This is a genomic window from Nocardioides acrostichi, from assembly GCF_015319165.1.
In the GTDB taxonomy this organism is placed as follows: domain Bacteria; phylum Actinomycetota; class Actinomycetes; order Propionibacteriales; family Nocardioidaceae; genus Nocardioides; species Nocardioides acrostichi.
Map to the genome: position 1 here is coordinate 116,375 of NZ_JADIVZ010000010.1, position 24,769 is coordinate 141,143.

General features: G+C 73.1%; 20 protein-coding genes. 9 read left to right on the forward strand and 11 right to left on the reverse strand.

Translation table 11 applies throughout. The features are described 5' to 3' along the window. Positions 1-3: 3 nt before the first annotated feature. The 6 genes from ISG29_RS16550 to ISG29_RS16575 form a co-directional block, all read right to left on the reverse strand. Positions 4-1,131, reverse strand: coding sequence for an ABC transporter permease (locus ISG29_RS16550; protein ID WP_207793243.1), 1,128 nt, complete (start codon positions 1,129-1,131; stop codon positions 4-6). Beyond that, positions 1,128-2,693 (reverse strand): sugar ABC transporter ATP-binding protein, encoded by a 1,566-nt coding sequence (locus ISG29_RS16555; protein ID WP_207793244.1) that lies wholly within the window; start codon positions 2,691-2,693, stop codon positions 1,128-1,130. Before ISG29_RS16555 ends, ISG29_RS16550 begins: the two co-directional genes overlap by 4 nt. Positions 2,694-2,738: 45 nt before the next feature. After that, positions 2,739-3,920 (reverse strand): sugar ABC transporter substrate-binding protein, encoded by a 1,182-nt coding sequence (locus ISG29_RS16560; RefSeq protein ID WP_194504553.1) that lies wholly within the window; start codon positions 3,918-3,920, stop codon positions 2,739-2,741. 269 nt (positions 3,921-4,189) lie between these two features. Continuing rightward, positions 4,190-5,221, reverse strand: a complete 1,032-nt coding sequence (locus ISG29_RS16565) for a phosphotransferase family protein (protein WP_194504554.1) — start codon at positions 5,219-5,221, stop codon at positions 4,190-4,192. After that, positions 5,218-6,411 carry an acyl-CoA dehydrogenase family protein gene (locus ISG29_RS16570; RefSeq protein WP_328829565.1) on the reverse strand — a complete coding sequence of 398 codons (1,194 nt, stop codon included), beginning with the start codon at positions 6,409-6,411 and terminating at the stop codon, positions 5,218-5,220. The genes ISG29_RS16565 and ISG29_RS16570 overlap by 4 nt, the downstream gene beginning before the upstream one ends. A 96-nt stretch (positions 6,412-6,507) precedes the next feature. Then, positions 6,508-7,122 (reverse strand): TetR family transcriptional regulator, encoded by a 615-nt coding sequence (locus ISG29_RS16575; RefSeq protein ID WP_194504555.1) that lies wholly within the window; start codon positions 7,120-7,122, stop codon positions 6,508-6,510. Positions 7,123-7,231: 109 nt separating this feature from the next. Between ISG29_RS16575 and ISG29_RS16580 the strand changes: the two genes are divergently transcribed. The 3 genes from ISG29_RS16580 to ISG29_RS16590 all read left to right on the forward strand — a co-directional run bounded on the left by ISG29_RS16580 (position 7,232) and on the right by ISG29_RS16590 (position 11,712). Continuing rightward, positions 7,232-8,836, forward strand: coding sequence for a GMC family oxidoreductase (locus ISG29_RS16580; protein WP_194504556.1), 1,605 nt, complete (start codon positions 7,232-7,234; stop codon positions 8,834-8,836). Further along, positions 8,833-10,413, forward strand: a complete 1,581-nt coding sequence (locus ISG29_RS16585) for an aldehyde dehydrogenase family protein (protein ID WP_194504557.1) — start codon at positions 8,833-8,835, stop codon at positions 10,411-10,413. Before ISG29_RS16580 ends, ISG29_RS16585 begins: the two co-directional genes overlap by 4 nt. 69 nt (positions 10,414-10,482) lie before the next feature. Then, positions 10,483-11,712: a multidrug effflux MFS transporter gene (locus ISG29_RS16590; protein WP_194504558.1), complete on the forward strand. Its 1,230-nt coding sequence runs from the start codon at positions 10,483-10,485 to the stop codon at positions 11,710-11,712. Here ISG29_RS16590 and ISG29_RS16595 read toward each other — a convergent pair. Further along, the gene (locus ISG29_RS16595) at positions 11,624-12,172 is read right to left on the reverse strand and encodes a hypothetical protein (protein ID WP_194504559.1); all 549 of its coding nucleotides are present in this window, start codon (positions 12,170-12,172) and stop codon (positions 11,624-11,626) included. The two genes, ISG29_RS16590 and ISG29_RS16595, sit on opposite strands and share 89 nt — an antisense overlap. Next, positions 12,169-14,244 carry an MMPL family transporter gene (locus ISG29_RS16600; protein WP_194504560.1) on the reverse strand — a complete coding sequence of 692 codons (2,076 nt, stop codon included), beginning with the start codon at positions 14,242-14,244 and terminating at the stop codon, positions 12,169-12,171. The genes ISG29_RS16595 and ISG29_RS16600 overlap by 4 nt, the downstream gene beginning before the upstream one ends. A 41-nt stretch (positions 14,245-14,285) precedes the next feature. Here ISG29_RS16600 and ISG29_RS16605 point away from each other — a divergent pair, with 41 nt between their 5' ends. Further along, entirely contained in the window at positions 14,286-14,795 is a 510-nt protein-coding gene (locus ISG29_RS16605; RefSeq protein ID WP_207793245.1) for a MarR family winged helix-turn-helix transcriptional regulator, read from the forward strand. Positions 14,796-14,811: 16 nt separating this feature from the next. Here ISG29_RS16605 and ISG29_RS16610 read toward each other — a convergent pair whose 3' ends face one another. After that, complete coding sequence (locus ISG29_RS16610; protein ID WP_194504561.1) at positions 14,812-15,645, reverse strand: alpha/beta fold hydrolase; 834 nt, start codon at positions 15,643-15,645, stop codon at positions 14,812-14,814. Positions 15,646-15,709: 64 nt separating this feature from the next. Between ISG29_RS16610 and ISG29_RS16615 the strand changes: the two genes are divergently transcribed. Beyond that, entirely contained in the window at positions 15,710-16,372 is a 663-nt protein-coding gene (locus tag ISG29_RS16615; protein WP_194504562.1) for a TetR/AcrR family transcriptional regulator, read from the forward strand. Positions 16,373-16,469: 97 nt separating this feature from the next. Here the strand turns inward: ISG29_RS16615 and ISG29_RS16620 are convergent, their stop codons facing one another. Beyond that, positions 16,470-17,150 (reverse strand): SDR family NAD(P)-dependent oxidoreductase, encoded by a 681-nt coding sequence (locus ISG29_RS16620; RefSeq protein WP_194504563.1) that lies wholly within the window; start codon positions 17,148-17,150, stop codon positions 16,470-16,472. Positions 17,151-17,251: 101 nt separating this feature from the next. Here ISG29_RS16620 and ISG29_RS16625 point away from each other — a divergent pair, with 101 nt between their 5' ends. Beyond that, complete coding sequence (locus ISG29_RS16625) at positions 17,252-18,085, forward strand: helix-turn-helix transcriptional regulator (RefSeq protein ID WP_194504564.1); 834 nt, start codon at positions 17,252-17,254, stop codon at positions 18,083-18,085. Positions 18,086-18,109: 24 nt separating this feature from the next. On the opposite strand, the gene ISG29_RS16630 is transcribed toward ISG29_RS16625, so the two are convergent. After that, entirely contained in the window at positions 18,110-18,799 is a 690-nt protein-coding gene (locus ISG29_RS16630; protein WP_194504565.1) for an SDR family NAD(P)-dependent oxidoreductase, read from the reverse strand. Positions 18,800-18,947: 148 nt separating this feature from the next. Between ISG29_RS16630 and ISG29_RS16635 the strand changes: the two genes are divergently transcribed. The 3 genes from ISG29_RS16635 (at position 18,948) to cobF (ending at position 24,325) form a co-directional block, all read left to right on the forward strand. After that, entirely contained in the window at positions 18,948-19,694 is a 747-nt protein-coding gene (locus tag ISG29_RS16635; RefSeq protein ID WP_328829573.1) for a (2Fe-2S) ferredoxin domain-containing protein, read from the forward strand. 171 nt (positions 19,695-19,865) lie between these two features. Then, positions 19,866-23,498, forward strand: coding sequence for a cobaltochelatase subunit CobN (cobN, locus tag ISG29_RS16640; RefSeq protein WP_194504566.1), 3,633 nt, complete (start codon positions 19,866-19,868; stop codon positions 23,496-23,498). Then, complete coding sequence (cobF, locus tag ISG29_RS16645) at positions 23,495-24,325, forward strand: precorrin-6A synthase (deacetylating) (RefSeq protein ID WP_328829575.1); 831 nt, start codon at positions 23,495-23,497, stop codon at positions 24,323-24,325. The genes cobN and cobF overlap by 4 nt, the downstream gene beginning before the upstream one ends. The last annotated feature ends 444 nt before the right edge of the window (positions 24,326-24,769 follow it).

Sequence of the window (24,769 nt, forward strand, 5' to 3'; positions counted from 1 at the left end):
CTCCTATTCGGATGGGTGTGAGCTTCCTGCGGTGGATGGTGGTGTGGGGGCGGCCTCCTGCTCGACCGAGCGCTGCTTGCGCTGGGCCGCCCGGCGGCGCCCCAGCTTGAGCTGACCGTTGCGCATGACCTCGAAATAGCGCGCGAAGGTGAGGGCGACGACCAGGGCCACGCCGTTGAACAGGTCGGTGACCCAGCCCTGGTAGCCCAGCAGCTGGAGCCCGGTGATGCCGAAGGCGATGAGGTAGAGGCCCACCAGGGTGCCCACGACGTTGAAGCGTCCGAGTTGGATGCAGGTGGTGCCGAGGAACGCGGCCGTGATGGGGGCCAGCAGGTAGGCGTTGGCGCTGCTCGGGTCGACCGAGCCCAGCGATCCTGCCAGCAGGATGCCGGTCAGGCCGGCGATGAGGGAGCCCGCGACGAAGCACATCACGCGCAACCGGTCGACCCGCAGCCCGGCCAGCGTGCCCGCGGCGCGGTTGCCGCCGATGAAGAGCAGGTAGCGGCCGAACGGGGTGAACTCGAAGACCCACCACAAGACCAGGGCCACGAGCCAACCGAGCCAGACCACCACGGGGAGTCCGGCCACCGGCTGGTTCGAGAAGGTCTGCAGGGACTGCGGCACGGTCGTGACCAGGTTGCTACCGGTGAGCCAGCTCGTGAAGCCGGCCAGAGCGGTGAAGACGCCGAGGGTGACGATGAGCGAGTCCAGTCCGATGGCCACGATGAACACCGCGTTGACGACGCCCACCAGCAACGCGGCACCCAGGCCGATGGCACAGGCCACCAGCGTGGAGGCACCGTGCTCGGAGGCGATGCCGGTCAGGGCTCCGGAGGCGATCATGACCCCGGCTACGGAGAGGTCGATGTCGCCGGCCCGCAGCGTCAGCGTGACCGCCATCGCCAGCAGCAGCGGGATGGCCTGCGCGATGAGGGTCAGCCGGATGTTCGTGGTGGTCAGGAAGAGTGCGGGGGTGAGCGCACCGAAGACGACGAAGGTCAGCGGGAGCAGCATGGGCACCGCGATCTCCGGCAGGATCTGCCGGGCCCGGTGGCCCAGGCCCAGCGCCGGCGGCGGATCCGCGGCGTGCTGCGCCGAGTCGTGGGCGGGCTCGTGGGTGGTGGTGGTCACGACGACTCCTCAAGGCGTCCAGGGGTGCGCACGGCGGAGTCGGCGGCGCGCTGCCCCTGGCTCTCGCTGATGATGCGTTGCTCGGTCAGTTGGTGTTGGCCCAAGATCGCGGAGACCACGCCGTGTCGAAGCACGATCACGCGGTGGCACATGTTGACGACCTCCTCGATGTCGGAGGAGAAGATGACGACCCCGGTGCCGCGGTCGGCGGCCTCGCGGATGAGGTGGAACAGTTCCTTCTTGGCCCCGGCGTCGACGCCCTGCGTCGGCTCGTGGAGGAGCAGCACATCGGGTTCGGTGTGCAGCCAGCGCGCCAGCACGATCTTCTGCTGGTTGCCGCCGCTGAAGCGACGCATCTCCTGGCCGGGCAGGTGGGGGCGTACACCGAAGCGGCGGAGTTGGTCGGCGGAGAAGGTGCGTTCGCGACGCTTGCGAAGCATGCCCCCGCTGTGGAAGCTGCTCAGGAAGGGGATCGTCAGGTTCTCCTGGGCCGACCCCTCCATCCACACGGCGTCGCGCTGCCGGTTCCCGGGCACCAAGGCGACGCCGGCGGCCTGGGCGGCCAGCACGTCGTTGGCGATCTCACGCTCGCCGACGACGACCTCGCCGGCCGACCGCTTGGCCGAGCCGTAGACGAGGTAGGGGAGCTCGTCCTGCCCCATCCCGGCGAGTCCGGTGATGCCGAGGATCTCGCCCCTGTGCACCTCGAAGGAGACCCCGCTCACGCTCGTGGCGCTGAGGTCTCGCACCGACAGGGCCACCTCGGAGGTGCTCGGGGTGTGGCGCTCGGGGTAGAACTCGCCCAGCTCGTAGCCGAGCATGAGCTCGACCACCTCGGCGTCGGTGGTCTGTGAGGTGTCGAGGGTCGAGACCAGCCGGCCGCTGCGCAGGACGCTGAGCCGGTCGCAGACGCTCATCACCTCGTGGAGGCGGTGACCGATGAACAGGACGGCCGCCCCCGCGGCGGCGAGGCCGCGGACCATGGTGAGGAGTCGCTGGGACTCCTCCTGGGTGAGTGCCGCGGTCGGCTCGTCGAGGATCAGCAGGCACTGGCTGGCGCCGCTGAGCCGCTGCAGCCGCAGGGCTCGCATGATGGCGACCATCGAGCGCTCAGCCGGGGGGAGTGTGGCGACGATCGCGGTGGGACTCATCCGGAGCCCGAGTTCCTCGATGAGCGCCGCAGCGGCCCGTTGCTCGCGCCGCTTGCGATAGGCACCGAAGGTCGCAGTGCCGTAGCCGCTGGAGATGCCCACGTTCTCGGCCACCGTCATGGTGTCCTCCAGGGCGAGATCCTGGTGGATGATCGCGATGCCGTGCGACTGCGGCTGCGTGAGCGGGAAGCTCAGCTCGCGGCCCCACAGGGAGAGGTGCGCACCCGGGTCGGGGGAGTGCAGACCACCGATGATCTTCACCAGGGTCGACTTGCCCGATCCGTTCTCACCCACCAGGCCGTGCACCTCACCGGGGAGGAGGTCCAGGTCGATCTCCTTGAGCACGGGGACGCTGCCGAAGCTCTTCGACATGTTCCGCAGGGACAGACCCTGGCCGGTCGGCTGTGACATCACGTGATCTCCAATCGTGGGCGGCGCATCGGTGGCCCGCCTACCTCACTGGACCTTCCACAGCTTCTTGAACTCCGACTCGTAGTCGGCGTAAGGGGACTCCCCGTCGTAGCTGGAGTAGTCGTCGCTGGCCCAGTTGGAGTCGTTGACCAGGCCGATGGGGTACTGGACCTGCACCTCCTTCTGGCCGTCGAGCAGATCGAGCAGGCCGGTCATGTAGAACCAGCCGTGGACCTTGCCCGGGGCATAGAGCACGTTCTGCACGATGGAGGAGCCCTCGGAGAGGTTGGCCAGATTGCCCATGGACGACGAGGTGCTGATCGGGACGTCCTGCCCCAGGCTGTCGAGCGCCTTCTGCACGTAGGGCTGGAAGGGGTCGGCGACCATCAGGATGAAGTTGGTGTCGGGGTGCAGACGCAGCGCGTTCTGGACCAGCGTCTGGGTCTTCGTGGCCACGTCGGCCGGCTGGATGTCGACGGTGTAGCTCTCGCAGGTGTCCGGGCACAGCTTGTCGAGCGTGCTGGTGAAGCCCGAGTAGGTGCCGTCGGCCGCGGCGTTGCCCTTGCTGGTGATGAGCATCGCGTTGAGCTTGCAGTCGGTGGCGGCCAGGGCGGCGGACATCTGCCACGCACCTAGCTCGACCTCGTCCTCCGAGGCGGCGGCCGAGATGCCCTCGGTGTAGGGCGGGTTCTCCCCGGAGTTGGCGGCCAGGACGGGGATGCCCGCGGCCTTGGCGTTGGCCAGGGCGGGTGCGACCGAGGTGGGGTCGATGAGGATCAAGACGATGCCGTCAGCCTTCGCGGCGACCGCCGAGTTGATGCCCTGCTGGATCGTGGACGGGGTGGCCTTGCCGTCGAAGACGGTCACGTCGGCACCCACGGCCTTGCCGGCGTCGACGAACCCGCTGGCGTAGTCGGCCAGGGTCGGGATGGCCGAGGTGAGCGGGATGACCCAGAACTTCTTGCCCTGCGCCAACGAGCCGGGTGCGGACTGGGTCGGATACCAGTCCTGGTCGCGGACGTCGAGGTGCTCGTCGGTCTGCTTCTGCGCAGCGGTGCTGCACTCCTCGGTGGAGGCGTTGCTGGCGGTCGAGCCGCCCTGGTCGGAGCCGGACCCGCACGCGGCGAGGGCGAGAGCGAGGGCCCCGGCCGCCAGAAGGGCGAGGGCGCCGCGCGCGTGGTGCCGGCTCGCCCGGCGTGGACGTCGGAGAAGGGCGGTGGAGCTCATGTCGGGGATCCCTTTCGAGTGTCCTCGGCGCGGAGGAGTGATGGCTGTGATCGGCGAGACCTGACGCGTGGTGGACGCGTTCGTGGTCGTCGTCCCGGCTGCTCCAGTGAAGCGCATCACATCGACGATAGTCAACACTTGAATGTTGACAGTTTACGGACAAGGGTCAAGGGATCGATGGCGCACCGCCGCCGCACCTGGCCAGCCCGGTCGGGCGGCTTGCCAACCCTCTGGCCGGCTTGCCGGGCGAGACGGCCCGGGGGCGGGGATCACTCAGCGCGTCGCTGAGGCGCCCCGAGGGCCGCGTGGAGGAACGGCTCGACGGCCTCACCGGCGCAGGCGTGCCCGGCCCCGCTACCGGCGCCGGCGCGGCGCCGGTAGTCGATGCCCGCGGCGATGACGGCCACCTTGTAGTGGGCGAGCGCGGTGTGGAAGTCCCAGTGCTCAAGCTCGGGGCCGCCACGGGCCTCGTAGACGGCGGCCAGCGCCGTCGGGTCCGGGAGCCGCGGGCTGGTCCAGGCGGCGGGCTCGCCCACGATCAGGTCGAATCCCGGGTGCCGGTAGGCGCACATCATCGCCACGTCGGCCACCGGGTCGCCCAGGGTCGCCAGCTCCCAGTCGACGACGGCGTTCAAGGTGACCTCGCTCCGGCCGAGACCCAGCAGGGCGTTGTCGATGCGGTAGTCGCCGTGCACGACGCTGGTGCGTCGCTGCGGAGGGATCGCGCGCTCCAGACGTGCGACGACCTCGCCCGCCAGCCCCGCGAGGCGCGCCGGCCCGACCTGCTCCCACTGGCCGCTCCAGCGCCGCAGCTGTCGGGCGGCGTAGGCGTCGGGGCGCGCGAAGTCGGCCAGACCCACCTCGGCCGGCTCGACGCGGTGCAGGTCGGCCAGGCCGCCGACGAGCGCGGCCACCGCGGCGTCGACCTGGGCGTCGTCCAGGGCGTCGAGCTCGGCGCGGCTCTGGATCGTGGCGCCCGGCACGAAGGCGCTGACCGCGAACTCGGCCCCGAGCAGGGCCGGGTCCTCGACGAGCAGGACGGCCCGGGGCACGGGGACGGCGCTGGCGTGCAGGGCCCGGGTGACCCGGTGCTCTCTTCGGACGTCGTGGGCCGACGGTGAGCGGCCGGCGCGAGGGGGCATCCGCAGGATCCACCGGCTCTCGCCGTCGCCCAGACAGAACGTGAGGTTCGAGCGCCCCCGCGCGATCGGCTCGCAGGCCAGCGGTCCGACGAGGTGCTCGCCCGCCGCGGCGAGGGCCTCGGCGACCGCGACGACCTCGCGCTCGTCGAGGGAGGTCACGGCGACGTCTGGCCGTGGGCCCGCACCGCGCGGCGGGCGATGGACCACCGGTGCACCTCGGAGGGGCCGTCGTAGATGCGGAACGGGCGGATCTCGCGGGCGATGCGGGCGACGGGGAGGTCGGAGGTCACGCCCAGGCCGCCGCACAGCTGGACGGCGCGGTCGACGACGCGGTGCAGGGCCTCCGCGGCGAAGGTCTTGGTCACCGAGGTGATGTGCGAGGCCCGCTCGCCGGCGTCGAGCTGGCGGCAGGCCTCGCCCAGCAGGGCGCGGGTCGCAGCGAGGTCGATCTCGTTGTCGGCGATCAGCTGCTGGGCCAGGCCCTGGTCGGCGATGCTCGACCCGAACGACCGGCGGCCGGCGGCGTAGCGGACGGCGACCTCGTGGGCGCGCTGTGCGGCGCCGGTCCAGCGCATGACGTGGGTCATCCGGGCCGGGCCCAGACGCACCTGGGCATAGCGGAACCCCTCGTCGACCTCGCCCAGGACGGCGTCGTGCCCGACCCGCACCGACTCGTAGCGGATCTCGCAGTGCCCGCCGAGCATGGAGCGGTCCTGGGTGCCCAGGTGGCGCACGAGGCGTACGCCGGGGGTGTCGGCGGGCACCAGGAACATCGTGGCTCCGCCGGCGCGCCCGGGTGCGCCGCCGGTGCGCGCCATGACGATGTGGAACGCCGCGCCGTCGGCTCCGGTGATGAAGTGCTTGTGACCCTCGATGACCCAGGCGTCGCCGTCGCGCGTGGCCTCGGTCAGCAGCTGGGCCGGATCGGAGCCGGCTCCGGGGGAGGGCTCGGTCATCGCGAAGGCAGAGCGGGTCTCGCCGCGCACCAGCGGTGCCAGGAACTGTCGCTGCTGCTCGTCGGTCGCGACGTGCTCGAGCAGGTGCACGTTGCCCTCGTCGGGAGCGTTGATGTTGAGAGCGAGAGGGCCGAAGAGCGAGCGCCCCGCCTCCTCGAAGACGGCCGCCCGCTGCGCCATGCCCAGCCCCAGGCCCCCGAGGGCGCGGGGACCGTGGGGAGTCAGCAGTCCACGCTCGCGGGCCTGCCCTTGCAGCTCGCGGCGCAGGGACTCGCCGCCGGCGGCCTCGATGTCGCCGTCGTGAGCGTCCTCGTGCGGGGTGACCACCTCCTCGATGAAGGCACGGACCCGCCTCGCCAGGTCGTGAGTGTCGCCCGTGTGGTCTCTCTGCACGTCGCCTCCTCATACCGACCGAGCGCTCGCTCGGTCTGCGCGGAACGTACGTGCTCGCGAGAACGTGGTCAAGGCCCGCGGGCCCTCGAGACCCGGTCAGGGACGGGGTGCCGCGTGCAGCATGCCGTGCACGAGAGCCAGCTGGCGGCGCACGATCTCCTCGGGCGCGAGGGGGCCGTCGGAGCGGTACCAGGTGGCGACGCCCACGCACAGCGTCGCGACGCCCCGCGCGGCGTCACGAGCGTCGTCCACGTCGACCTGGCCGGAGGCGCCTGCCTCGCGGATGGCCTGCTCGAGCAGATCCTGCACTTGGTCGCGCAGGGCCACATAGGGCTCTCTGTCCGGCCCGGTGAGACTCCGCGTCTCGGCGGAGGCCACGAACGCTTGGTCGCGTCGGACCATGTGGAAGCGGAGCAGGCACTCGACCAGCAGGTCCAGGCGGGTCAGCGGATCCTGCGATTCGCCCGAGGCCAGCGCGGCGCGGCTGCGGGCCAGCAGGTCGTGCAGGACGGCGGTCACGAGCGCGACGAGGACGTGCTGCTTGGAGCGGTAGTGGTGGTAGAGGCCGGGCACCGAGAGATTCGCGGCGGCGGCGATGTCGCGGATGCTCGTGGCGTGGAAGCCCTGCCGGGCGAAGAGATCCAGGGCCGCGGTCAGCACCCGGTCGAGGTCGGGCGGGCCGTAGGTGCGCCAGTCGCTGCTCCCGGGCATGGACCCACCCTAGTGGCGCGCCGACTGCCCCTGGTGATCCACGTCACGTCGTCCTAGGTTCGGAGGGGACGCCCCGTATCGGTGGCGCACGGGGCGGCGAGGAGGTCTGATGGCACAGCGGGAGAGTTTCGATTACGTGGTGGTGGGCGGCGGCAGCGCCGGGGCGGTGATCGCAGCCCGGCTGACCGAGGATCCCGCGACACGGGTGCTGCTGCTCGAGGCCGGGCCGCCGGCGGAGGCCGACGAGATCGACGTGCCGGCCGCGTTCGCGAACCTCTTCAAGACCCGCTGGGACTGGAACTACCAGACGACCGAGCAGAAGCAGCTCGAAGGCCGCCGCGCCTACTGGCCGCGGATGAAGGCCCTGGGCGGCTGCTCGTCGATGAACGCGATGATCTACATCCGCGGCAACCGGCTCGACTTCGACACCTGGCGCGACGACCACGGCGCCACCGGGTGGGGTCACGACGACGTGCTCGCCTACTTCGTCCGCTCCGAGGCCAACCAGCGGCTCGGCGCGCCGCTGCACGGGCAGGACGGCCCGCTGCACGTCGAGGACCGGCGCTACACCCACCCGCTCACCTCGATGTGGGTCGACTCGTCGGTCGCGGCCGGCTTCAAGCCCAACGACGACTTCAACGGCGCCGAGCAGGACGGCGCGGGGCTCTACCAGGTGACCTGCCGCAAGGGACGCCGCTGGTCGACCTACCGGGCTTACCTCGAGCCCGCGCTCGGGCGGACCAACCTCACGGTGCGCACCGGCGCGCTCGCTCACCGGATCGAGCTCGAGGGCGGCCGCGCGGTCGGCGTCCGCTACGAGCACCAGGGCCGCGTCGAGACGGCGTACGCCGAGGCCGAGGTCGTGCTGTGCGGCGGGGCGGTGAACAGCCCGCAGCTGCTGATGCTCTCGGGCATCGGCCCGGGTGCGCACCTGCGCGAGACCGGGATCGAGGTCGCCGTCGACCTGCCCCCGGTGGGCTCCAACCTGCACGACCACCCCGCGCTCCCGCTGGTCTTCGGCACCCGCGGCACCACCGACCTGCTCGACCACAACACGCTCGTGCAGTTCGTGCGGGCCAAGGCCACCGGCACCGGCCCGCTCACCTCCAACGTCGGCGAGGGTGGCGGCTTCTTCCGCAGCCGCGAGGATCTGCCCGCCCCCGACCTGCAGGTGCACGTCGCACCCAGCGGCTTCTGGGACAACGCCCTGCACGAGGCGACGCAGCGGTGCGTCACCGTCGCGCCCACGCTGGTGCACGTCGCCAGCCGAGGCTCGGTGCGGCTGCGCTCGGCCGACCCGCACTGGCATCCCGACATCGACGCCGGCTACTACGACGACCAGGCCGACCTCGACGCCATGATCGCCGGGGTCCGCCGCTGCCTCGAGACGGTGGCGACCGGCCCGCTCGCCGAGCACGTCGGTGCTCCCACCCTGCCGACGATGCAGGGCTGGGGCGCCGACCCCACCGACGCCCAGATCGAGGCCCACGTGCGCGCGGAGTCGCAGACGCTCTACCACCCGGTGGGCACCTGTGCGATGGGCAGCGACGAGCGCGCCGTCGTCGATCCCGAGCTGCGGGTGCGCGGCGTCGAGGGTCTCCGCGTCGCCGACGCCTCCGTCATGCCGGTGGTCACCCGCGGCAACACCAATGCCCCCTCGATCATGATCGGCGAGAGAGCCGCCGACCTGCTGCGCTCAGGAGGCGCCCGATGACCCAGCTCGACGAGACGCGATCCTCGGCGGCCGACGTGCCGGGCGACGTGCTGAGCTCCTTCGACCCCGCCACCGGCGACGTGGTCGGCACCCATCCCGTGCACACCGCCGCGGAGGTCGAGGCGGCGCTCACCCGCGCCCGCGCGGCGTCCGGGTGGTGGGCCGGGCTCGGATTCGAAGGCCGTGCCGAGGTGCTCGACCAGTGGCGCGGCGTCATCGCCCGTCGCACCGCGCAGCTCGTCGACGTCGTGCACCGCGAGACCGGCAAGCCGCACGGCGACGCCCAGCTCGAGGTGGCGCTGGCCATCGACCACCTCGCGTGGGTCTCCAAGCACGCCCAGAAGACGCTCGGCCGTTCGCGGGTCTCGCCCGGGCTGCTCATGGCCAACCAGGCGGCCTCGGTGGAGTACCTGCCGCTGGGCGTGGTGGGCGTCATCGGCCCGTGGAACTACCCGGTGTTCACGCCGATGGGCTCGATCGCCTACGCCTTGGGTGCCGGCAACACCGTGATCTTCAAGCCCAGCGAGCTGACGCCCGGCGTCGGCACGTGGCTGGCCGACAGCCTGCGCGAGGTGAGCCCCGACCACGACCTGCTGCAGGTCGTCACCGGGTACGGCGACACCGGGGCGGCCCTGTGCCGCGCCGGTGTCGACAAGATCGCGTTCACCGGCTCGACGGCCACCGGCAAGCGGGTGATGGCCGCCTGCGCGGAGCGGCTGACGCCCGTGGTCATCGAGGCCGGCGGCAAGGACGCCATGCTGGTCGACCACGACGCCGACATCGCGGCCGCCGCCGACGCCGCCGCGTGGGGCGCCTTCTCCAACGCCGGCCAGACCTGCACCGGCATCGAGCGGGTCTACGTGCACGAGCAGGTGGCCGACGCCTTCCTCGAGGCACTGACGCGCCGCGCCCGCGACGTGCACGCCGGCAGTGACGCCGAGGCGCAGTACGGGCCGATGACCATGCCCTCCCAGCTCGACGTCGTGCGCCGCCACGTCGGCGACGCGCTCGAGCGTGGTGGCCGCGCGCTGGTCGGGGGCGCCGAGGCCGTCGGCGACCGGTTCGTGCAGCCCACGGTGCTCGTCGACGTCCCCGAGGACTCCGAGGCCGTGTGCGAGGAGACGTTCGGGCCGACCGTCACGGTTCGCCGCGTGCGCTCGATGGACGAGGCGGTCGAGCTCGCCAACGCCGGCCGCTACGGGCTGGGCTCGTCGGTGTTCTCCGCCGAGCGGGGTGAGGAGCTCGCGCGACGGCTACGCACCGGCATGACGTCGGTCAACGCCGTCATCGCCTTCGCTGCCGTGCCCGGGCTGCCGTTCGGCGGGGTCGGCGACTCGGGGTTCGGGCGCATCCACGGTCCCGACGGGCTGCGCGAGTTCACCTTCGCCAAGGCGGTCACGCGCACCCGCTTCAAGCCCCCGATGAACCTCACCTCCTTCGAGCGCACCCCGCAGCAGGACACCACCGTCGCGACGATGCTCCTCGCCCTGCACGGCCGCGCCACCCAGCTGCCCAAGCTGCCCCGCCGCCCGCTGCGGGCGCTCCGCACCCGCCGCTCCCGGGGTGGTGAGCGGTAGGCGGCCGCTCCCCGGCGGCCGGCCCGCACCCGCCGGGGGCCCGGGGACGGCGCCGCGTAGGTTGAGCCGGTGGTCCGGGGGGAGGTTGTCGCGCCGCGTGGGCGACTCGCGGGCCAGCCGTGGTTCCCGGCGCTGGTGCTGCTGACCGGCATCGGTCCGCTGGCTACCGACGCCTACCTGCCGGCGCTGCCGGAGGTGGGGCGTGACCTCGCGACGTCGGACGCGTGGGCGCAACTGTCGATGACCACCTTCATCGTGGGCCTGGCCCTGGGCCAGCTCGTGTTCGGGCCCATCAGCGACGGCACCGGACGCCGTCGGCTGGTGCTGGTGAGCTCGGCGGTGTTCGCGCTGGCCTCGGTGGGGTGCGCGCTGGCTCCGCAGGTGGGACTGCTGCTGGTGCTGCGCCTGGCGCAGGGCGTGGCCGGCGGCTGCGGGGTGGCGCTGGGGCGGGCGGTCATCAGCGACCGCTACGCCGGCGTCGAGGCGGCCACGCGCTACGGCACGCTCACCGCGGTCGTGCTGCTCGGGCCGGTCGTGGCGCCCGTCGTGGGCAGCGGGATCCTCGCCGTCGGCGGGTGGCGCGACGTGTTCGCGGTGCTCGCCCTGATCGGGGTGGTCATGACCGCCGGGGTCTGGCTGGGCGTCCCCGAGACGCTGCCGCCCGAGCGCCGCCAGGGGCATGGGTTGCGGCACAGCGCGGTGCGCATGCGCCGCATGCTGGGCGACCGGGCCTTCGCGCACACGGTGCTCGTGCAGTGCCTGGCGACCATGGGCTTCTTCGTCTACATCGGCGGCTCGTCCATCGTGCTGCAGGGGCAGCTGGGCATCGGCGCCTCGACCTACGCCGCGGTGTTCGCCACCAACGCCGCCGTGATGTCGGCCGCCACGTTCGGCTTCCGCTACCTGGTGGCGCGCCACGGCGCCCGCCGGCTGCGTGCCGCCGGTCTCGCGATCTCCGCCCCCGCGGCCTGCGCCCTGCTCGTCTACGGCCTGACCGCCGGCGACGACCCCGGGCTCGCGCCCACCTGGGTGCTGCTCGTGCTGCTCGTGGCCGGCAACGGGCTGACCATCCCGGCCGCCACCACCCTGGCCCAGGAGATCGGTCGCCACTCCGGCGGCACCGCCTCGGCGCTCCAGGGCGGGCTCACCTTCCTCGCCGGGTCGCTGACGCTGCCGCTCACCGGGCTGGTCGGGCGGCAGACCGTGGTGGTCATGGCCGCGGCCAGTGCCGTGCTCTACCTCGCGGCCGTCGGCGTCCTGCTCGGCCCGCGATGGCGCTCGCGCCGCCGGCTCGCCTAGCCAGCGCCCGCGAGGTGCCGGCGACGACCCCGGCGTAGACCACGTGCTGCGCCAGGCTGGAGGCCACGACGTCGCCGGGCCACCGCCAGGGCGCCCGGGTGCCGCCGAGGGTCGGGAAGAGGGTCATGGCCATGGCCTGGCAACCGACGAAGAACACGCCCGCCGACGCCGCGGGGCCCAGCCGCCGACGCAGCGCCTCGTGACCGACGGCGACGGCGGGCCCGTACCCCCAGTGCGCGAGCAGGAAGTACGCCTCGCGCTCGGTGCGGCCCCGGGCCGGCCGGTGCAGCACCGTGCCCACCGCCTCGGCTACGTGAGGGCTGGCGTCGTAGTCGACGGCGTGGTCGAGCGGACGACGCACGCGGCGCTCCAGCGCCGTCGTCGCGGTCATCGCCGCGGTGCCGGCGACGCCCGCGGCCAGCCCGCGCACGGCCAGGGTCAGCAGGTCGCGGGGGGTCACGCCCCGATGGTGGCACCCCGGTGTCGCCCGTCCGGGTGACGCCCGTCGGGGTGGTGGCGCACGACGCGCGGCCACCAGAACCGCTCCCCGAGCGCGAGCACGAGGGCCGGCACGAGCACGGTGCGCACCAGCAGGGTGTCGAGCAGCACGCCGATCCCGATGACGATGCCGATCTGGGCCAGCACCACGAGTGGCAGCACCCCCAGGGTGGCGAACACGGCGGCGAGCAGGATGCCCGCGCTGGTGATGACGCCACCGGTGGCGCAGAGGGCGCGCCCGATGCCGACCCGGGTGCCGTGCTCGGTGGCCTCCTCGCGGGCCCGGGTGACGAGGAAGATGTTGTAGTCGACGCCCAGCGCCACCAGGAAGAGGAACGAGATCAGCGGGGTGCTCACGTCCATGGCCGCGAATCCGAGCACGTGGGTGAAGACCAGCCAGGAGAGTCCGAGCGCCGCCAGGTAGGTCGCCACCACGGTGGCCACGAGGATCAGTGGCGCGAGCACCGAGCGCAGGACCAGCGCCAGCGCGACCAGCACGAGCACCAGGATGAGGGGCAGCACGAGCAGGCGGTCGCGGGCCGCGGCGTCGGTCTCGTCGAGGCGCTCGGCGTCGCTACCGCTCACGTAGGTGTCCGGTTGGCCCTCGAGGTCGTGGCGCAGTTGGGTGACGGCGCGGGTGGCGGCCTCCGTGCCGGGGGTGGCGTCGAGCACGGCGTCGACCTGCACCACGCCGTCGCCCCGGGCCCTGACCTGCGCGGAGTCGACGGCGGCCGAGCTTCGCACCAGGGCGAGGATCTGGGCGGCCGGCTGGGTGGAGTACACCCGGGCAGGCTCGGCGGCCCCGGCCGGGAAGGACTCGGCGAGCCGGTCGCCGGCCGTGATGGCCTCGGGGCTGTCGAGGAACTGGTCGGAGGGGCTGAGCCCGGTGCGCAGCCCCACGGCGGGCAGGGAGGCCAGCGTCAGGACGACGAGGCAGACCACCGCGACGCCGAGCGGACGCCGCGCGACGGCGTCCCCCACGCGGCGCCACACCGCCGCGGTCTCGACCGTGGCCGCCGAGCCGACCCTTGGCACGCGAGGCCAGAAGACCCAGCGGCCGCACAGCACCAGGGCCGGCGGCAGCGCGACCAGCACCATGACGGCGGCGACCACGATGCCCACCGCCGAGGCCAGCCCGAGCCCGCGGGTGGTCGGGGTCAGCGACAGCAACAGGGTCAGCACGCCCACCACGACGGTCGTGGCGCTGCTGAGCACGGCCTCGCTGGTGCGGTGCAGCGCCCGCGCCATCGCCACGTGTCGTGACGGCTCGGCGCGCAGCTCGTCGCGATAGCGCGAGATGAGCAGCAGCGCGTAGTCGGTGCCGGCGCCGAACACGAGCACCGAGAGGATGCCGGTGGTCGACTCGTCGAAGGCCGTTCCGGTCAGGGTCAGCACGTGGGTGGCCAGCACCGCCGCCAGCCGGTCGGCCACGCCCACGACCAGCAGCGGCACCAGCCAGAGCACCGGGCTGCGGTAGGTGATGATGAGCAGCAGTGCCACGACCGTCGCGGTCGCGGCCAGCAGCGTGAGGTCGGCGCCCTCGAAGACCGCGGCGAGGTCGGCCTGCACGGCCGCCGGCCCGGTCACCTGCGCTCGCACGCCGTCGGGGGCGTCGGCGTCGAGCCGCTCGCGCAGGTCACGCACCGCCTCGGCCACCTCGGACGCCGAGCCCGGGGTCAGCTCGACCGGCAGCAGGGCGGCGGTGCCGTCGGCCGACGGCACCGCCTGCCCGCCGTCGACCAGCCGGGCCGCCTGCTGCTGCACCGAGCGCAGCGCGGCCCGGTCGAGGTTGCCCTGCTCGGCGGTCCACAGCACGATCGCGGTCGAGGTGGCGTCGTCGGGGAGGCGGTCGGCGAGCAGCGCCGCCTCGGCGGCCCCGGAGCCGGCTGGCAGGCTGTCGGTGCTCGAGGTCGGCTGCTCGGCGGTGCCGAGCCCGAGGATGAGCAGGACGCCGATGACCAGGGGCAGGAGGGCAGCGAGGGGGGCGACGCGGCGGCGGGTGGTCCAGGTCGACCAGCGCGGCGGGGTGGTCATGGCAGACTCGATCCTGATAGCGAAGAAAGTTGATAGCTAATTTGATTAGCGAAAATAGCAGCGAAGGTGAGGCAGCCGGTCACCCGGGCGGGCCGGCCACCGGCTTCGTCGACGCCTGGCGGCAGACGGGGTCGCTCGAGGCACTGCGCCGCGCCGTCCGGGAGGCCGGGCGGGTGCGCCCCGCGGTCACCCGACGCAGCGGGCTGAGCGTCACCGAGCTCGCGACGCTCGAGCTGCTGGTCGAGCGGCCGGTCGGCCTGGCCGAGCTGGCGCGTCACCTCGAGGTCTCGACGGCCGCCGCGACCGGTGTCGGAGACCGCCTGGAGGCCCACGGGCATGCCGAGCGGCGCGCCCACCCCCGCGACCGGCGGCGCACCGACCTGCACATCACGGCGAGTGGGCGCGAGGAGGTGCTGGGCCACCTCCTGCCCATGTTCGCGCGGCTCGCCGAGCTCGACGCCGGGTTCTCCGCGGCCGAGCGCGCCGTCGTGGCGCGCTACCTCGACGGCGCGGCCGAGGCCTTCGCCGCGATGACTCGCGACGACGCCTAAGTCCCGCCCCGGCGCGTTAGGCCACGGTGTGGTGGGACGTCGAGGCGATCAGTGCGGCAGCGAGCTGGGCAGGAGCGTCCTCACTCATCAGGTGGCCCGAGCCCTCGACCCACGTGAGGCCTCGATGGGGCACGCGCTGCTGGAGCCACTCCCCGTGCCGGGGTGGGAGGATCCGGTCCTCGCGGCCCCACAGCAGAGTCACGGGGATGTCGATCGTGCCCAGCAACGGCTCGTACTCCGCGGTATGGGCCGGGTCGAGCTGGCGGTACTGCCGGTAGAAGGCCTCCTGTCCCTCTGAGCCGAGCCACGGCTCGAGGTAGACCTCGAGCGCGCCGGGACGGTAGCCGGCATGCGTGCCGTTGCCGAGATGGGCCTCGACCAACGCGCGATGGGCGTAGGCCGGGAGCTGCGCGAAGACCTCGTGGTGCTCGCGGATCTGAGCGAACAGACCGTGCTCCCACGCGCCACCGGTGACCGCGTCGAAGAGCGTGAGATCGGCATAGCGTGCCCCCTCGAGGAGCAGTGCGCGCAACACGATCGCGCCTCCGATGTCGCAGGCGACCACGCTCGGACGCTCCAACCCCCAGGTCCGCAGAAGCGCCGCGAAACGGCGACCCTGCGCAGCCAGCGTCAGATCCTGCCCCTCGCGCTTGTCGGACTGGCCGTAGCCGAGGTGGTCGAAGACGTACACCTCACGACCCTGCGCAGCCAGCGCCGGCGCCACGTCACGCCACAGGTAGGACGAGTACGGCGTGCCGTGCACCAGCACGACGGGCGCACCGGCCCCGATCGAGGTCCAACGGACCTCGCCGTCGGGGAGCTGTGCCGTCTTCTCCAGCGTCCAGGTCACGGCCCCTCCTTATGGGAACGAATTGAAACGAACGTTCTATTCATATAGCGGCTACGGTAGGTGCATGGGAGCGAGGAGACAACCGCCCACGGTTCGTCAGCGACTCCTGGAAGCGGCCGAGGAACTCTTCTACGCGCAAGGCATCGCCGGCACCGGGGTCGATGCGGTGATCGAGCGGGCCGGGGTGGCGACCGGATCCCTGTACACGAACTTCGGCGGGAAGGACGCTCTGGTCGTGGCCTACCTCGAGGAACGCGACCGGCGCTGGCGCGAGACGTGGGAGAGGGCGATAGCCGGCGCCGACGAGCCCGTCGAGCGCGTTCTCGCCCTGTTCGCCGCGACGGCACGGTGGTGCTCGACGACGTCGGCCGAGCGTGGCTGCGCGCACCTGGCCGCGGCGCTGCAACTCCCCGCCGGACACCCGGGGCGAGAGACCGCGTTGGCCCACAAGGACCACCTCGCGCGCCGTCTCTATGAGCTGTGCGCCGGTCTCCAGCTCACCGGCGCCCACGAGACCGGCGCCCACGAGACCGGCGCCGCGGGGCAGCCCGGTGACCACGACGGCTGCCGCGACCTGCGCGACGACCTGTTGATGATCTACGAGGGCATGAACAACCAGATCGCCCTCGGCGTGGGCCCGGACCCGGTCGCCCGGGCTCGACGAGTGGCCGGGTGGCTCATCGAGGCTCGGACGACGCCGCCCTCGTCCGCGAGCTCGCGTCGATGAAGGCGCCACACCTGGCCCCCTCGTGACGATGTCGGCCTGCGCCTGGACCCGCCGCATGTCGTCTGCTGCGCGACGGCCACCTTCGGTGGATCCAGGCTCAGTAGGGGATCCGTCCGCGCCGGTCGTGGAACTCGCCGGTCGGTCCGTCGGGTCCGAGCTGGGCCAGCGCCACGGTGGCGTCGGTGCCCTCGGTCACCGTCTGATGGCCGGAGTGGTCGTTGAAGTCGGTGTCGGTGTAGCCGGGGTCGCTGGCGTTGACCCGGAAGTCGGGCAGGTTCTTGGCGTACTGGACGGTCAGGGCGATCACTGCCGCCTTCGAGGCCGGGTAGGGGATGCTCGGCACGGGGTACTCGTCGTGACCGGGCGTGGTCAGGTACCTCGGCCAGCCGACGCCGGAGGCGACGTTGACGATGACCGGGTTGCGCGACGCGCGCATCAGGGGCAGCGCCGCCTGGGTCACGCGAACCAGCCCGGTGACGTTGGTGGCCAGCACCTTCTCCATCGCCGTGGCGTCGAGGCCGTCGACGTCGTGCCCCGCCCCCAGCACGCCCGCGTTGTTGACCAGCACGTCCAGGGCGGCCAACGAACCGATCGCGGCGTCGACGGAGGACTGGTCGGTGACGTCGATGCGCACCACGTGCGCGCCGAGGGCCCGAAGCACATCGGCTCCGGCGGGATCGCGCACTCCTCCGACCACCGAGTGGCCCGCCTCGATCAGTCGTCTCGCGGTCTCCAGGCCGAGGCTGCGGTTTGCTCCAGTGATCAGCGTTGTCGTCATGCCACGATCCTGGGGCTCGCCGACGGAAGGGACCAGGCTGTGCTCGACCGTGGGACCGGGAGTACCACCGTCGCAGGCACCCGATGGGTCAGACTTCAGTGATGAGCGAGTTCGCCGAGGCGCTGCGATCCTGGCGCGACCGCGTGCAGCCGGCGCAGGTCGGTCTGCCCACCTCTCCTCGACGACGGACCGCCGGCCTTCGCCGTGAGGAGCTCGCCGCGCTCGCCAACGTCAGCGTCGACTACATCGTGCGGATGGAGCAGGGGCGCGCGACGAACCCGTCGCCACAGATGCTCGAAGCGCTCGCGAACGCGTTGCGGCTGACCTCGGCCGAGCGCGACCACCTGTTCCGCGTAGCGGGCGCGGCGGTCCCCTCCCCGGGTGTCGTGCCACGGCACGTCTCGCCCGGGGTGCGCCGGATCATCGACCGGTTGGGCGACGTGCCGCTCGCCGTGTTCACCGCCAGCCACGACATCCTGCTGTGGAACGAGCTGTGGGCGGCGATGTCCGGTGACCAGACCCGTCGCACGGGCATCGAGCGCAATCTGGTGTGGCGGCACTTCACCGAAGGTCAGCGCGGTGTGGAGTACGACGACGAGCACGCCGAGGATTTCGCCGCCGACCTCGTCGCCGACCTGCGGCAGGCGGCGGGCCGCTACCCCGACGACCATGAGCTGGCCGCGCTCGTCGACCGGCTCCGCACCACCTCGCCCGACTTCGCCCGGCGCTGGGGCAGCGCCCGGATCGCCTCCCACCGGGCCAGCCGCAAGACGGTGCACACCACCGTGGGTCCCATCACCGTCGACTGCGACACCCTCGCAGTGCCCGACAACGACCTGCGCATCGTCGTCTACACCACCGTCCCCGGTACCGAGAGCGCCTCGCGGCTCGACCTGCTCCGAGTCACCGGCCTCGAGGAGGTCTCGGCTCGCTGAGTCGGCAGGAGGCCCGACCGGCCATCACCACGGGGTGGTGCCGTAGCGGTCGACGAAACCTCCGCTGGGTCTGGTCGTGTCCAACGCCGTGGAGACCACCGCCTGCGCCCCCTCGGCCACCGTCTGCCCCACGGCGCCGGTGAAGTCGGTCGCGGTCAGCCCAGGATCGACGGCGGTGACCAGGATCTCGGGCAGGGCCTTCGCGTACTGGACGGTGAGCATGTTGAGCGCGGCCTTGGAGGCCGGGTACGGCAGGTGGGCGATGTCGGCGTACACCGAGTCGTTGCCCTGCAGCGTCAGCGACCCCATCCCGGAGGAGACCATCACCAGCCGCGGTTTCGTGCCGCGCCGCAGCAGCGGCAGGAAGGCCTGGGTGACCCGGACGGGCCCGAGGAGGTTCGTCGCGAGGACGTCGGCGAAGTCCGACGGCACGACGTCGGCAGCCGGTGCCCAGGTTCCGGCGACGCCGGCGTTGTTGATCACCACGTCGAGCTCGTCGGTGATCTCCTCCACCGTCGACACGGCCGCGGCCACGGATGCGTCGTCGGTGACGTCCAGGGCGATGGGGCGCAGGTCGCCGGAGTCTCCGAGCCTCGAGGTCAGGCCCTCGGGCCTGCGTACGCCGGCGAAGACCGTGGCCCCGGTGTCGGCGAGCTCGCGAGCGACGTGTGCACCTATTCCGCGGGAGGCGCCTGTGATCAGCACAGTGGTCATGGGTCCAGCCTCGTCCCGGGTGGCAGGGCGTAGCCAGGCACGGTCATGCCTAGGACCGGTGGGCCGTGCCGGCCCTCGTTCGCGACGCACCCCGGACCTGCGGGCATCCGAGCGGCCCGACCGCCCAGGCGGGGGCTAGGGTGCGGCGGTGCCCGATCCCTCACCGTCCTCGGCCCTCGTGCTGGTGGGGCTGGGGGTCGAGGTGGGCCCGCCCGATCGCGTGGCGGCGCTCGCCGCGGGCTGCGGGGCGAGCTCGGCCCACCTGCAGCTCGGGTCGCCGTCGATGAGCGACGAGCTGAGCCGACTGGCCGACGCGGGTGCCGCCGGCGTCGCCCTGGTCGGGGTCGACCTCGGCTTCCCGGGCGTCGGCACGTCCTGGCTGCGGCGGGTCGCCGCCCAGTGGTGGCGCGAACGATCCGGCCACCGGCCCGAGGTCCGGGTGGCGGCGACGACGCTGGGGCGCGACACCACCACCGACGCGGTCGGTGACGCGGTGGCCGGAGCGCTGGCCGGCGACGTCCGCACCGTGACCGGGCGCGAGGCGCCGCCGACGTCAACGGCGTGGGAGCAGGTGCCGGCCTACCGGCATCAGGTGCTCGTGTGCCGGGGGCCGCGGTGCACCGCCCGCGGTGCGGAGCGCAACGCCGAGGCCCTGACCCGCGCCCTGGTCGAGGCCGGCCTCGACGGCGACCTCGGTGACGACGACGTGCTCGTGGCCCACACCGGCTGCCTGTTCCCGTGCAACCAGGCGCCCGTGGCCTGCGTGCAACCGGACGACGTCTGGTACGGCCGCCTCGACCCCGCGGCTGTCCGTGAGCTGGTGCGCGAGCACCTCCTCGCCGGCCGACCCCTCGCCGCGCGCCGGCTGCCACGCGCGAGGCGTGCCCTAGGCTGACCCCACACGTCTCGTGGCGTCCAGGAACCCGGTGCGACCCCGCTGCCTCGCGCAGCAGGTCAAGTCCGGGGCGGTTCCGCCACTGTGAGCGCTCGGCCACGGCCGGGCGTGCAGCCAGACACTGGCCACGGGACCTCCGCCGACCAGGGGCGAGAACCCCGAGGAGAAACCGTGACCGAGACCCGTCGTACGCGCATCGCGCTGCTCTCCACCTCCGACACCGACCTGCTCTCCGCGCGCGCCAGCGGAGCCGAGTACGTCCTGGCCAACCCGGCCCGGCCCGGCCACCGGTCGATGGCCGAGACCATCGACGGCTGCGACCTCGTGGTGGGCCGGCTGCTCGGCTCCCCGCAGGATCTGTGCAGCGGCTTCGAGCGGGTGCGCGACGCCGGCACCCCCGTCGTCGTGCTCGGTGGCGAGCAGCAGCCCAGCGCCGAGCTCATGCAGCTCTCCTCGGTGCCGATGGGCGTGGCCGCCGAGGCGCACCGCTACCTCGCCGAGGGCGGGCCGGAGAACCTGCGCCAGCTGCACGCCTTCCTCTCCGACACCGTGCTGCTCACCGGCGAGGGCTTCGAGCCGCCCGTCGAGGTCGCCCAGTGGGGCCTGCACGAGCCGGCGACCGGACCCGACCCGGAGACCACCGCCGACCTGCCCCGCGTCGGCGTCCTCTACTACCGCGCCCACGAGATCAGCGGCAACGACGCCTTCGCCCGCGCGCTGGCGGCGGCGGTCGACGCCACCGGCGAGGCCGTGGGCGTGCCGGTGTTCGCCGGCTCGCTGCGCTCGGCGCCCGACGAGCTGTACGCCGCCCTGGGCACGCTGGACGCCCTGGTCGTCACGGTCCTCGCCGCGGGCGGCGCCACCCCCGCCGGGGCGAGCGCCGGCGGCGACGACGAGGCGTGGGACGTCGAGCGCATGCGTGCCCTCGACATCCCGGTGCTGCAGGGGCTCTGCCTGACCAGCAGCCGCGCCGAGTGGGAGGCCAACGACGACGGCGTCACGCCGCTCGACAGTGCCACCCAGGTGGCGATCCCCGAGTTCGACGGACGCGTCATCACCGCGCCGTTCTCGTTCAAGGAGATCGACGAGGACGGCCTGCCGCACTACGTGCCCGACGCCGAGCGGTGCGCGCGCGTGGCCCGCATCGCGGTCAACCACGCCCGGCTGCGCCGACTGCCGCCCGCCGAGCGCCGCCTGGGCCTGGTGCTCTCGGCCTACCCGACCAAGCACAGCCGGGTCGGCAACGCCGTCGGCCTCGACACCCCCGTCTCGACGGTGCGGCTGCTGCGCCGCCTGCGCGACCAGGGCTACGACCTGGGCGAGCCCCACGGCGTGGTGCACGACGTCCTGGCGATGGACGACGACACCGCCGCCGGCGACGCGCTCATCCACGCCCTCATCGACGCCGGCGGCCAGGACGAGGAGTGGTTGACCACCGCGCAGCTGACCGACGCGCACGTGCGCATCACCCCCGAGCACTACGCCCACTGGACCGCCGACCTCGACCCCGGCCTCATGGCCGGGGTGGAGCAGGCGTGGGGCCCGGCCCCGGGCACCCTGTTCCGCAACGACGACGGCGAGCTGGTGCTGGCCACCCTGCGCGCCGGCAACGTGGTGCTGCTCATCCAGCCGCCGCGCGGCTTCGGCGAGAACCCGGTCGCGATCTACCACGACCCCGATCTCGCGCCGAGCCACCACTACCTCGCCGCCTACCGCTGGCTCGAGTCGGCACCGGGCGACGGCGGCTTCGGTGCCCACGCGCTCGTGCACCTGGGCAAGCACGGCTCGCTGGAGTGGCTGCCGGGCAAGAACGCCGCGCTCTCGGCCGGCTGCGCGACCGACGCGGTGCTCGGCTCGCTGCCGCTGGTCTACCCGTTCCTGGTCAACGACCCGGGTGAGGGCGCGCAGGCCAAACGCCGTGCCCACGCCACCATCGTCGACCACCTCGTGCCGCCGATGGCGCGCGCCGAGACCTACGGCGACATCGCCCGCCTCGAGCAACTGCTCGACGAGCACGCCAACATCGCCGCGATGGACCCGGCCAAGCTGCCCGCGGTGCGCGGGGAGATCTGGCAGCTGATGAAGGCCGCCGAGATGCACCGCGACCTCGGCCTCGACGAGCGCCCCGAGGACGCCGACTTCGACGACTTCCTCTTGCACGTCGACGGCTGGCTGTGCGAGATCAAGGACGCCCAGATCCGCGACGGGCTGCACGTGCTGGGGCAGGCGCCCGTCGGCCAGCCCCGCGTCGACCTGGTGCTGGCGATCCTGCGGGCCACCCAGGTCTTCGGCGGCCAGGAGCAGGCCGTGCCGGGCCTGCGGGCCGCGCTGGGCCTCAAGCCCGACGAGGCCACCCGCGTCGTCGACGAGGTCGAGGCCCGGGCCCGCGGCCTGGTGCTGGCGATGGAGGAGGCCGGATGGGATCCCGCGGTCGCCGTCGACCTGCACGACGACCCCGAGGTGCAGCGGGTGCTGCGCTTCGCCGCCGAGCAGGTGGTGTCCCGCCTGGCCGGCACCACCGACGAGCTCGATCACCTGCTGCACGCCCTCGACGGCGGCTTCGTGCCCGCCGGCCCCTCGGGCTCGCCGCTGCGCGGCCTGGTCAACGTGCTGCCGACCGGGCGCAACTTCTACACCGTCGACCCCCGCGCCGTGCCCAGCCGGCTGGCCTGGCAGACCGGGCAGGCGCTGGCCGAGGGCCTGCTGCGCCGACACGTCGAGGACACCGGCACCTACCCCCGCTCGGTCGGCCTCTCGGTGTGGGGCACCTCGGCGATGCGCACCTCCGGCGACGACGTGGCCGAGGTGCTGGCCCTGCTGGGTGTGCGACCCGAGTGGGACGAGGCCTCCCGCCGGGTCCGCGACCTCACCGTCGTGCCGCTGGAGGAGCTCGACCGGCCACGCATCGACGTCACGGTGCGCATCAGCGGCTTCTTCCGCGACGCCTTCCCGCACGTGGTCGCGATGCTCGACGACGCCGTCCGGCTCGTGGCCGGGCTCGAGGAGCCCGACGACCTCAACTACGTGCGCGCCCACGCCCGGGCCGACCTGGCCGAGCACGGCGACGAGCGCCGGGCCACCACCCGGGTCTTCGGCTCCAAGCCCGGCTCCTACGGGGCCGGGATCCTGCAGGTCGTGGAGTCGCGGGACTGGCGCAGCGACGCCGACCTGGCCGAGGTCTACACCGCCTGGGGCGGCTTCGCCTACGGCCGCGACCTCGACGGTCGTCCGGCTGCCGACGACATGCGCGCCGCCTACCGGCGCATCCAGGTCGCCGCCAAGAACGTCGACACCCGCGAGCACGACATCGCCGACTCCGACGACTACTTCCAGTACCACGGCGGCATGGTGGCCACGGTGCGTGCGCTCACCGGCGCCGACCCGCAGGCCTACGTGGGTGACTCCACGAGCCCCGACGCGGTGCGCACCCGCACCCTGCAGGAGGAGACCAACCGGGTCTTTCGCGCCCGGGTGGTGAACCCGCGCTGGATCGCCGCCATGCAGCGGCACGGCTACAAGGGCGCCTTCGAGCTGGCCGCCACCGTCGACTACCTCTTCGGCTTCGACGCCACGGCCGGCGTGGTGCAGGACTGGATGTACGCCACCTTGGCCCAGGAGTACGTGCTCGACCCCACCAACCGGGCCTTCCTGGAAACCTCGAACCCCTGGGCGCTGCGCGGCATCGTCGAGCGCCTGCACGAGGCCGCAGAACGCGGGCTGTGGGCCGCGCCCGACCCCGAGCTGATGGGCCGGCTCCAGCAGGTCTACCTCGACACCGAGGGCGACCTCGAGGAGCGCTCGTGAGCCCTGGCCCCCCTGCCCAGCACCGTGTGCAGGGGCAGCGCCGGGTGCACGTGATCGGCCTGGGCATGGGGCCCCAGCACCTCACCGCCGAGGCCGTCGCGGCGCTCCGGTCGGTCGAGGTGGTGCTGGCCTTCGACAAGCGGGCCGACGGGGCGGGCGGGTCCGGCGACCCGCTGCTGGCGGTACGGCGCGCGGTCTGTGCCGAGCACGGCGTCCGGCTCGTCGTGGTGCCGGACGCCGCCCGCGACCGCCGCGAGGGCCTCACCGACGCCGAGTACGACGAGGCGGTCGCCGCGTGGCACCGCGCCCGGGTGGAGCGCTGGGCCGCGGCCTTCGCCGCGCACCCCGGTGACGTGGGTCTGCTGGTGTGGGGCGATCCCGGCTTCTACGACTCCACGCTGCGCATGCTCGACCGGCTGGGGGAGCACCTGGCGCCCGGCGAGGGTCTCGACGTCGTGGTGGTGCCCGGCATCAGCAGCCTCGCCCTGCTCGCGGCCCGGCACCGCGTGGTGCTGCACGAGGTCGCCCGCCCGCTGCACGTCACCACCGCGAGGCGGCTGCCCGAGGCCCTGGCGGAGGGGCAGCGCAACGTGGTGGTGCTGCTCAACCGCCGCCTCGACCTGGCCGACCTCGACGTCGCGGAGTGGTCGATCTGGTGGTCGGCCAACCTCGGCGCGGCCGGGGAGCGCAGCGTCGCCGGGCGGGTCGGCGACGTGCTGGGGCAGATCGAGGCGGCGCGGCGGCAGGCCGCCGAGACCGACGGCTGGGTGATGGACCTCTACCTGCTGTGTGCCCCCGACGACGGCGCGGTCGCCCCCCGTGGGTGAGGCGCTGGTGGGGCTGTGCTCGGTGGTCGAGCCGCCGGACGCCGGAGGCGGGTCGAGACCCCCGCTCCGGTGGTTGAGCCGGGCGAGCCGTCAGGCGAGTCCCGTGTCGAAACCCCTGCTCCGGTGGTTGAGCCGGGCGAGCCGCCAGGCGAGTCCCGTGTCGAAACCCCCGCTCCGGTGGTTGAGCCGGGCGAGCCGCCAGGCGAGTCCCGTGTCGAGACCCCTGCTCCGGTGGTTGAGCCGGGCGAGCCGCCAGGCGAGTCCCGTGTCGAAACCCCCGCTCCGGTGGTTGAGCCGGGCGAGCCGCCAGGCGAGTCCCGTGTCGAAACCCCCGCAGGCGGTCGGGGGCGTCGGGGACGGGGTCTTGAGTCTTGCGGGGTTTCGACGCGCTCGTCGCTGGCGCTCCTCGCGGCTCAACCACCGGCGGGGGTGCGCTGGTCGCTG